We start from the raw sequence: 7,665 nt of genomic DNA on the forward strand, positions 1-7,665 counted from the left end.
GGGCTCGAACACCAGCGCGCGGGCCAGCGCGATCCGCTGCTGCTGGCCGCCCGACAGCTGCGCGGGCCGGCGGCCGCCGAACTCGCCCATCTGCACCATGTCCAGCGCGTGCTTCACTTTCTTCTCGCGCTCGGACTTGCCGATCTTGCGCACTTCGAGCGGGAAAGCGAGGTTCTCGGCCACCGTCATGTGCGGGAAAAGTGCGTAATTCTGGAACACCATGCCGATCCCGCGCTTGTGCGGGGGAATGTTGTTGATCGAAACGCCGTCCAGAAGGATCTCGCCATGCGTCGCCGTCTCGAAGCCCGCGAGCATCATCAGGCAGGTGGTCTTGCCCGACCCCGACGGGCCAAGCATGGTCAGGAACTCGCCCTTGGGCATGGACAGGTTGAGGTCTTTCACGACGAGCGTCTCGCCGTCATAGCTTTTCTGAACGCGTTCGAAGGCGACGAACGCGTCGCTATTTCCCTGTTCGGCCAAGGCAGGCTCCCTGTGATGTCCAGCGGTCTGGTGCCGCAATTGAGGCATAGTAGAGCCTGTCCCGCCGCGCGTTTCAACCGCTAGGATGATTTTCGCCATGCAGACGGGCCCATTGAGGCCGTTCGGTCAGAATCCGGGCGATACGCAGGACGATCACCTTGCGGATCGCGGCAATTCGAACCGTCGGACCGACGCGGCGCAGCGCCGGATGGCGCGCGCCGCGGCACGTTTCGGCAGGCCCGGCCGACGGAAACCGGCGAAGGTGTGCACACTTCGCGCGCAATCGCCGCGAAAACCGGCGGGCTTTTCCATTGGCGGCGTCACGATGTCGCTTTCGGACAGCCAGAGCTGTGTACAGCTGCGATAGCTGGAAGGGCACCACACTCAGAGGCCGCGATGCGCTACCATCGATTTCAGAAGAATCTGCCGTTCACGGAAGCCGAGTTCGAGCGCCGCCTGGCGCTCGTCCGCGGCGCGATGGACCGCGCCGGGATCGAGGTCCTGTTCGTCACCGACCCGTCGAACATGGCATGGATCACCGGCTACGACGGCTGGTCCTTCTACGTGCACCAGGGCGTTCTGGTGTTCCACGACGCCGACCCGGTGTGGTGGGGCCGAAACCAGGACGCCAACGGCGCCGTGCGCACCGTATGGATGGGCGACGACCGGGTGATCGGCTACGCCGACAACTACGTGCAGTCGACCGAGCGGCACCCGATGGACGACCTGTCGCAGCGGCTGATCGGGATGGGCCTCGGCACCACGCGGCTGGGCGTCGAGATGGAGAACTACTACTTCTCGGCCCGCGCCTACATGGCGCTGCACGATTCCCTGCCCGGCGCGAAGCTGATCGATGCCACCGCGCTGGTAAACTGGCAGCGCGGCATCAAGTCGGACGAGGAACTGGTCTACATGCGCAAGGCCGCCGCGATCTCGGAGAAGATCGTCGACGGGCTGATGGAGCGGGTCGAACCGGGCGTGCCCAAGAACGAGGTCGTGGCCGAGATCCAGCGCGATGCGATCATGGGCATCGACGACGACTGGGGCGACTATGCCTCGATCGTGCCGCTGCTGCCCTCGGGCTCGGACGCGGCCGCCCCGCACCTGACCTGGGACGGCCGCCCCTTCCAGAAGGGCGAGGCGACTTTCTTCGAGATATCGGGCTGCTACCGTCGCTACCACGCGCCGTTCTGCCGGACGATCTTCCTGGGCGAGCCGCCCGACATCTTCCGCAGCGCCGAGGCGGCGCTGGTCGAGGGGCTCGAGGCCGGGCTGGACGCCGCGCGCGCCGGCAACCGCGCCCGCGACGTCGCCGAGGCGCTGGCCGCGCCGCTTGAACGGGCCGGCATCGAGCGCGGCGCGCGCTGCGGCTACCCGATCGGTCTCAGCTACCCGCCCGACTGGGGCGAGCGCACGATCAGCCTGCGCGCCGAAGACGAGACCGTGCTGGAGCCCGGCATGACCTTCCACTTCATGCCCGGCCTGTGGATGTCCGATTGGGGCCTCGAGATCACCGAATCCATTCTGATCAAGGAAAGTGGAGCCGCCGAATGCTTCTGCGACCGGCCGCGAAAGATGTACGTCAAGCCATGACCGACCTGGACGCGACCGAGTCCATCCTGGGGGCGCTGATCGCGCACCCCACCGTCTCGACCGATCCCAACGTCGCCCTGATCGAACACATGGCGGAGCGGCTGGAAGCCAGCGGCGCGCGGGTCGAGGTGTTCCGAGACGCCAGCGGCGGCAAGGCCAACCTGTGGGGTACGATCGGTCCCGAGGGCGACGGCGGCATCGTTTTGTCGGGCCATTCCGACGTGGTGCCGGTCGCCGATCAGGACTGGAGCATGGATCCCTGGGCGCTGACCCGGCGCGACGACCTGCTCTATGGCCGCGGTACCTGCGACATGAAGGGCTTCATCGCGGCCAGCATCGCGATGGCGCCGCATTTCGCGGCGCAGGAGCTGCGGCGCCCGGTGCATTTCTGCTTCACCCACGACGAGGAAGTCGGCTGCCTCGGCGCGCGTCAGCTCGTGCCGCAGCTCGAGGCGCGCGGTATCCGCCCGTCGATCGCCATCGTCGGCGAGCCGACGACGATGCAGATCATCGAAGGTCACAAGGGCTGCTGCGAATACACCGCGCGCTTCACGGGTCTCGAAGGCCACGGTTCGGCCCCGGATCGCGGCGTGAACGCCGTGCTCTACGCCGTGCGCTACGTCACCCGCCTGATGGAGCTGGCCGAGGAGCTGAAGCACCGCGCGCCGCGCGACACGCCGTTCGATCCGCCCTGGACCACCGTCAACGTGGGCCGGCTGTCGGGCGGCGTGGCGCACAACGTGATCCCCGGCAAGGCCGAGGTCGAGTGGGAGATGCGCCCGTCGCAATACGGTGACGCCGAGTTCGTCAAGGAACAACTGGCGCACCTGGTCGAGCACGACCTGCTGCCGGCCATGCGCGCCGTGTCGCCGTGGGCCGACATCACAACCGAGGTGATCGGCGAGGTCGTGGGCCTGGAGCCGATGACCGACAACGCGGCGCGCGACCTCGTGCGCGAACTGACCGGCGACATGGACGCGCACACCGTGCCCTTCGGGACCGAGGCGGGACTGTTCCAGGGCATGGGCATGTCGGTGGTCGTCTGCGGGCCCGGCTCGATCGCGCAGGCGCACAAGCCGGACGAATACATCTCGCGCCCGCAGCTTCAGGCGTGTCTCGACATGCTGCAAGGGTTGCGCCGGAGCCTCGTCGCCGCATGACCGAGGCCTCTGCCCGGTTCGACCGCATCTGCGCCACGTTGCGCGACCGGATCTGCCTGCTGGACGCGCCGCCCGGCACGCGCCTGTCCGAAGAGGTCCTGGCGGCCGAATTCGGCACCTCGCGCACGCCGATCCGGCGCGTGTTGGCGCGGCTCGAGGCCGAGGGGCTGGTGGCCGTGCGCTCTGGCGTGGGATCGATCATCACGGATCTCGACCGCGCCGAGTTCGCGCAGGTCTACGCGTTGCGGCAGGAGCTGACGCAGTTGGTGGCGACGCTGGACCCTGTGACGCCCACACCGGCGCATGTGGCGCGCGCGGCCGAATTCGAGACGCAGGGCGACGCGCTGGCCGCCGCCCCCGACGCGCGCGCCTTCGCCGTGCTGAACCGCGACTTCCACGATTTCGGCCTGTCGCTGACGGGCAACGCTGCGCTGCGCGAGGTCGCCGAGCGCCTATACCTGCGCACGGCGCGGATCTGGCTGCAGGCGGTCGCGCGCATGGACCTGGGCCAGGAATGCGCGATCTTCGCCGACGAGATCCGCCAGACCCACGCCGCCCTGCGCGCCGGCGATGCCCGCGCCGCGGCGCTGATCCGACGCTCGCACATCTCGATGAGTGCGGCGCGCCTGGCGCAGGTCCCGGCGCCGGCCGCGGGCTAGTCGCCGCGCTGCGCCCGTCCGCCAGTCGCGCCAAGACCGTCCAGCGCCTCTGGCACGATCAGCCGCGTGTCGTATTCGATCAACCCGGCGATCCGGCGCAGGTGATCCGGACGGAACGCGATGCAGCCCGCGGTGGGGAATCCCGGCCTGCGCCACCGGTGCAGGAAGATCGCCGAGCCGCGCCCGCGTTCCGCGTAGGGCCAGTTCCAGTCGGTCAGGATGACCAGATCATACAGTGGATCGGCCCGACGCAGCCGTTCGTGGCTGCCCGCGTAGGGTGCGCGAACCATCAGGTTGTAATCCGCGTCGGTCACGTCGTCGGACCAGAGGTCGGTGTTCCCGATCGGAACCGCCCAGTCCGTTGGCTGCGCCATTCGGTCGGGGCGGTACAGCATCCCGACGATCCGGTGCGTGCCGGCGGGCGTGGCGCCGTCGCCCTCGCGCTTGTCGGCGCGCACGCCGCCGCGCCCGATCACGCAGGGCCAGGTCAGATCGGCGAAGCGCAGGCCCGTGGGCGTCAGAACCATGTCGTGCGCGCCGGCCATCAGAACAGGTGCCCCGATTTCTCGGCCTTCACGGCGAGGTAGCGTTCGTTCTGCGGCGTCCGGCCCACCTGCAGCGGCACGCGCTCGGTCACTTCGATACCCGATTGCCGCATCATCGCGATCTTGGCGGGATTGTTGGTCAGCAGCCGCACCGCGCCGAAGCCCAGCGTCTCGAGGATCTGCGCGCCCAAGCGAAAGTCGCGCTCGTCGTCCTCGAAGCCCAGCCGGTGGTTCGCCTCGACCGTGTCGAAGCCCTGGTCCTGCAGCGCGTAGGCGCGCATCTTGTTCGCAAGGCCGATCCCCCTGCCCTCCTGGTTGAGGTACAGCAGCACGCCCGCGCCTTCCTCGCCCATCCGGGCAAGCGCCGCGTTCAGCTGCGGGCCGCAATCGCATTTGAGACTGCCCAGAAGGTCTCCGGTGAAGCAGGCCGAATGCAGGCGCGCCAGCACGGGCGCCGCGCGGTCGGGGCGGCCGATCTCGATGGCGTAATGCTCTTCCGAACCGTCCTCGGGGCGGAAGATGTGCAGCCGCGCGGTCTCGGACACGCGCAGCGGGACGTTGGCGGCGACGACCTTGCTGAGCGCGGGCAACTGTTCGAGGAACGGCGCGACGGTGCGCGCGTCGAGGCACAGCAGGCCCTCGGACGCGGCCAGCGGACCGGCCTCGGCGACCGGCACCACCAGCGCGGCGGGCAGCAGGCGCGCAGCCTTGCACAGCACCAGCGCGAGCCGGTGCAGCGCAGCGTCGCCGCCGCGCCGCGTGCGAAGCGGGCCCTTCATCGGGCGGGCCAGGTCCTCTTTCGGGTCGGCGAGGTCGCGGACGAAGGCGAGATCGGCATCGGCGGGCAGCATCACGCGCGCCACGTCGCCGTCATAGGCCCGCGCCTTTAGGGTCGCGGCCCGGCGACCGGTCAGCGCGAGGTCGACCTCGCCAAGCGCGCGCATCGCGGCCAGACGCTTGGGGCCCAGCGTCTCGGCGGCGGCGATAAGCACCGCGCCGTCGGCATCACTCAGCAGAACCGGCACGCCCATGCGCAGGTCCGAGCGCGCCCGCGCCAGCGTTTCGGAAAGATCGGGGCCGAGCGGCATGAACGGTCTCGCCTCGTTGCAGAATGATCCTAGATCGTAACAATATCCGCCAGCGCACACGAGGGCGTGAGGGCCGTGCAGCAAACCTTGTCCGCCGGTGCTTCTGGTCTCAACTGCGCTGAAATGCAAGGAGGACAAGCCGCATGGCACAGCTTCGGAACATTCTGCTGGTCGACGACGACGAAGACCTGCGCGAGGCGCTGGCCGAGCAATTGGTGATGACCGAGGACTTCGAGGTTTTCGAGGCCGAGAACGGTTCGGCCGCGATGACCCGCTCGCGCGAACAGGTCTACGACCTGATCATCCTGGACGTGGGCCTGCCAGACACCGACGGACGCGAATTGTGCCGCCTGATGCGCAAGCAGGGCGTCAAGTCGCCGGTGATCATGCTGACCGGCCACGACACCGACGCGGACACGATCCTGGGCCTCGACGCGGGCGCCAACGACTACGTGACCAAGCCGTTCAAGTTTCCCGTGCTGCTGGCCCGCATCCGCGCGCAGCTGCGCCAGCACGAGCAGTCCGAGGACGCGATCTTCAATGTCGGCCCCTACACGTTCAAGCCGGCGATGAAGATGCTGGTGACCGAGGACGACCGCAAGATCCGCCTGACCGAGAAGGAGACGAACATCCTCAAGTTCCTCTACCGCTCGTCCGAGGGCGTGGTGCCGCGCGACGTGCTGCTGCACGAGGTCTGGGGATACAACGCGGGCGTGACGACCCACACGCTCGAGACGCACATCTACCGCCTGCGCCAGAAGATCGAGCCCGACCCCTCGAACGCGCGCCTGCTCGTCACCGAAAGCGGCGGATACCGGCTGGTTTCGTGACGCGATGGAACGCGTTGCCGCCGACGTCGTTGCCATCACAGGACGAAGGCGGTGACGTATCGCGGAAGCCCCTTCGTGTGACGGTTCCCGTTGCATGTGCGGGTCATCACATGCACCTCCCTGTTGGACCTGCCGGGCGCGTCGCGCCCGGCTTTTTTCTTCCTAACGGTGCGTTCATCTTTCGGGCGCAGAATGCGGATGCAGACGGGAGGTCGCGCATGTTTCTTCGCGTACTGATACTGGCCGGGTTCCTGCCGGCGACGGCCTGGGCCGATATCATGACGGATGGCCCCGCGGCGCCCGCGCCCCGTTTCGACGGCCATGTCACCCGCGCCGATTCTCGCAACGCGCTGAACAGCGGCGACGCCGCGATGGCGCGCGGCACCCTGCCGCCCGACCTGATCGAGGGGCTAGTCGCCGCCGGGCTGATCTCGGCCGCCGTGGCGTACGGGGCGAAGGCCGCCAAGCAGCGGCATCACGACGATCACGACCATGACGGCGACTGGGACGACCATCACGACGGCGACCGGCGCGGCCGCGACTGAGCGACGTCAGCAGGCCTTGCCGCCCCGCGCGTCGAGATAGGCGCGCACCACTGTCTGCACGTGCCGGAACCGGTCCCCGCCCAGGTGCTTGCCGCCGAACCAGCGCGTGACGACGACGATCTCGTCCTGCACCTCCTCGCGTTCCAGCATCCGCAGGATCACCGCCGCGGCGCCGGCCTCGCCGTCGTCGTGCCACAGCGGGCCGTGCTCGCGGCTGAGGCAGGCCCAGCTGTTGTGTGTCGCCTTGGCGAACTTCTTCCGGCGCTTCAACTGCTTCAGGAACGCCTTCGCCTCGACCTCCGACCTGCAGGGACCGCCGGCGGCCGCGTAGCGCGAGCCACGGTCGGACAGGAAGTTCTCGAGCACCAGCATGACGCCCGGGTAGCGCCATCGCGCCGACCCAGCAAGCGAAACGCCGGGTCGAGGTGGCGACCCGGCGTTACTGAGAGCGTCGGCGCGGAGAGAAGGTGAGAGGCGCGACCCGACGCGTCCGTCATGCCACGGAATGATTTAAGGTGCGGTTAAGGATGCCACCGCCGGACGAAAAAAGGGGCGCCGAGGCGCCCCTTTTCGATCCCGTTGCCGGTTTGCACCGGCGCGCCTTATTACTCGGCGGTCTGCTCGGCCTTCTCGGGCGCAAGCTCTTCGCCGGTGTTCTGGTCGACCATCTTCATGGCCAGACGCACCTTGCCGCGATCGTCGAAGCCCAGCAGCTTGACCCAGACCTCCTGGCCTTCCTTCAGCACGTCCGAAGGATGGTTCAGG

At 68.4% G+C, this 7,665-nt stretch carries 9 protein-coding genes; 5 read left to right on the forward strand and 4 right to left on the reverse strand.

Features of this window, described 5'->3' with window-relative positions; all coding sequences use genetic code 11:
* Window positions 1-528 (reverse strand): ABC transporter ATP-binding protein (locus ACFDTC_RS16530; protein ID WP_375259990.1); only part of this gene is annotated, 528 nt, incomplete at its 3' end.
* Between the two features lie 348 nt (window positions 529-876).
* Here ACFDTC_RS16530 and ACFDTC_RS16535 point away from each other — a divergent pair.
* Genes ACFDTC_RS16535 through ACFDTC_RS16545 form a run of 3 tightly spaced genes read left to right on the forward strand, consistent with a single transcriptional unit; the run spans window position 877 to window position 3,892 of the window.
* On the forward strand, window positions 877-2,073 hold the full coding sequence (locus tag ACFDTC_RS16535) for a M24 family metallopeptidase (RefSeq protein ID WP_375259982.1): 1,197 nt from the start codon (window positions 877-879) through the stop codon (window positions 2,071-2,073).
* Window positions 2,070-3,233, forward strand: a complete 1,164-nt coding sequence (argE, locus tag ACFDTC_RS16540; protein WP_375259983.1) for an acetylornithine deacetylase — start codon at window positions 2,070-2,072, stop codon at window positions 3,231-3,233. Before ACFDTC_RS16535 ends, argE begins: the two co-directional genes overlap by 4 nt.
* The gene (locus ACFDTC_RS16545) at window positions 3,230-3,892 is read left to right on the forward strand and encodes a GntR family transcriptional regulator (protein ID WP_375259984.1); all 663 of its coding nucleotides are present in this window, start codon (window positions 3,230-3,232) and stop codon (window positions 3,890-3,892) included. Before argE ends, ACFDTC_RS16545 begins: the two co-directional genes overlap by 4 nt.
* Here the strand turns inward: ACFDTC_RS16545 and ACFDTC_RS16550 are convergent.
* Together ACFDTC_RS16550 and ribA are read right to left on the reverse strand one after the other, a co-directional pair.
* Window positions 3,889-4,419, reverse strand: coding sequence for a L,D-transpeptidase (locus ACFDTC_RS16550; protein WP_375259985.1), 531 nt, complete (start codon window positions 4,417-4,419; stop codon window positions 3,889-3,891). The two genes, ACFDTC_RS16545 and ACFDTC_RS16550, sit on opposite strands and share 4 nt — an antisense overlap.
* Window positions 4,420-4,436: 17 nt before the next feature.
* On the reverse strand, window positions 4,437-5,525 hold the full coding sequence (ribA, locus tag ACFDTC_RS16555; protein ID WP_375259986.1) for a GTP cyclohydrolase II: 1,089 nt from the start codon (window positions 5,523-5,525) through the stop codon (window positions 4,437-4,439).
* 143 nt (window positions 5,526-5,668) lie between these two features.
* On the opposite strand from ribA, the gene ACFDTC_RS16560 reads away from it, so the two are divergent.
* Both ACFDTC_RS16560 and ACFDTC_RS16565 read left to right on the forward strand, forming a co-directional pair.
* Window positions 5,669-6,355: a response regulator transcription factor gene (locus ACFDTC_RS16560; RefSeq protein ID WP_375259987.1), complete on the forward strand. Its 687-nt coding sequence runs from the start codon at window positions 5,669-5,671 to the stop codon at window positions 6,353-6,355.
* Window positions 6,356-6,573: 218 nt separating this feature from the next.
* The gene (locus ACFDTC_RS16565; protein ID WP_375259988.1) at window positions 6,574-6,900 is read left to right on the forward strand and encodes a hypothetical protein; all 327 of its coding nucleotides are present in this window, start codon (window positions 6,574-6,576) and stop codon (window positions 6,898-6,900) included.
* A gap of 6 nt (window positions 6,901-6,906) precedes the next feature.
* Here ACFDTC_RS16565 and ACFDTC_RS16570 read toward each other — a convergent pair whose 3' ends face one another.
* Window positions 6,907-7,272 (reverse strand): YigZ family protein, encoded by a 366-nt coding sequence (locus ACFDTC_RS16570; RefSeq protein WP_375259989.1) that lies wholly within the window; start codon window positions 7,270-7,272, stop codon window positions 6,907-6,909.
* Window positions 7,273-7,665: the final 393 nt, after the last annotated feature.

The sequence above is a fragment of the Citreimonas sp. genome (genome assembly GCF_042096055.1).
In the GTDB taxonomy this organism is placed as follows: Bacteria; Pseudomonadota; Alphaproteobacteria; order Rhodobacterales; family Rhodobacteraceae; genus Citreimonas.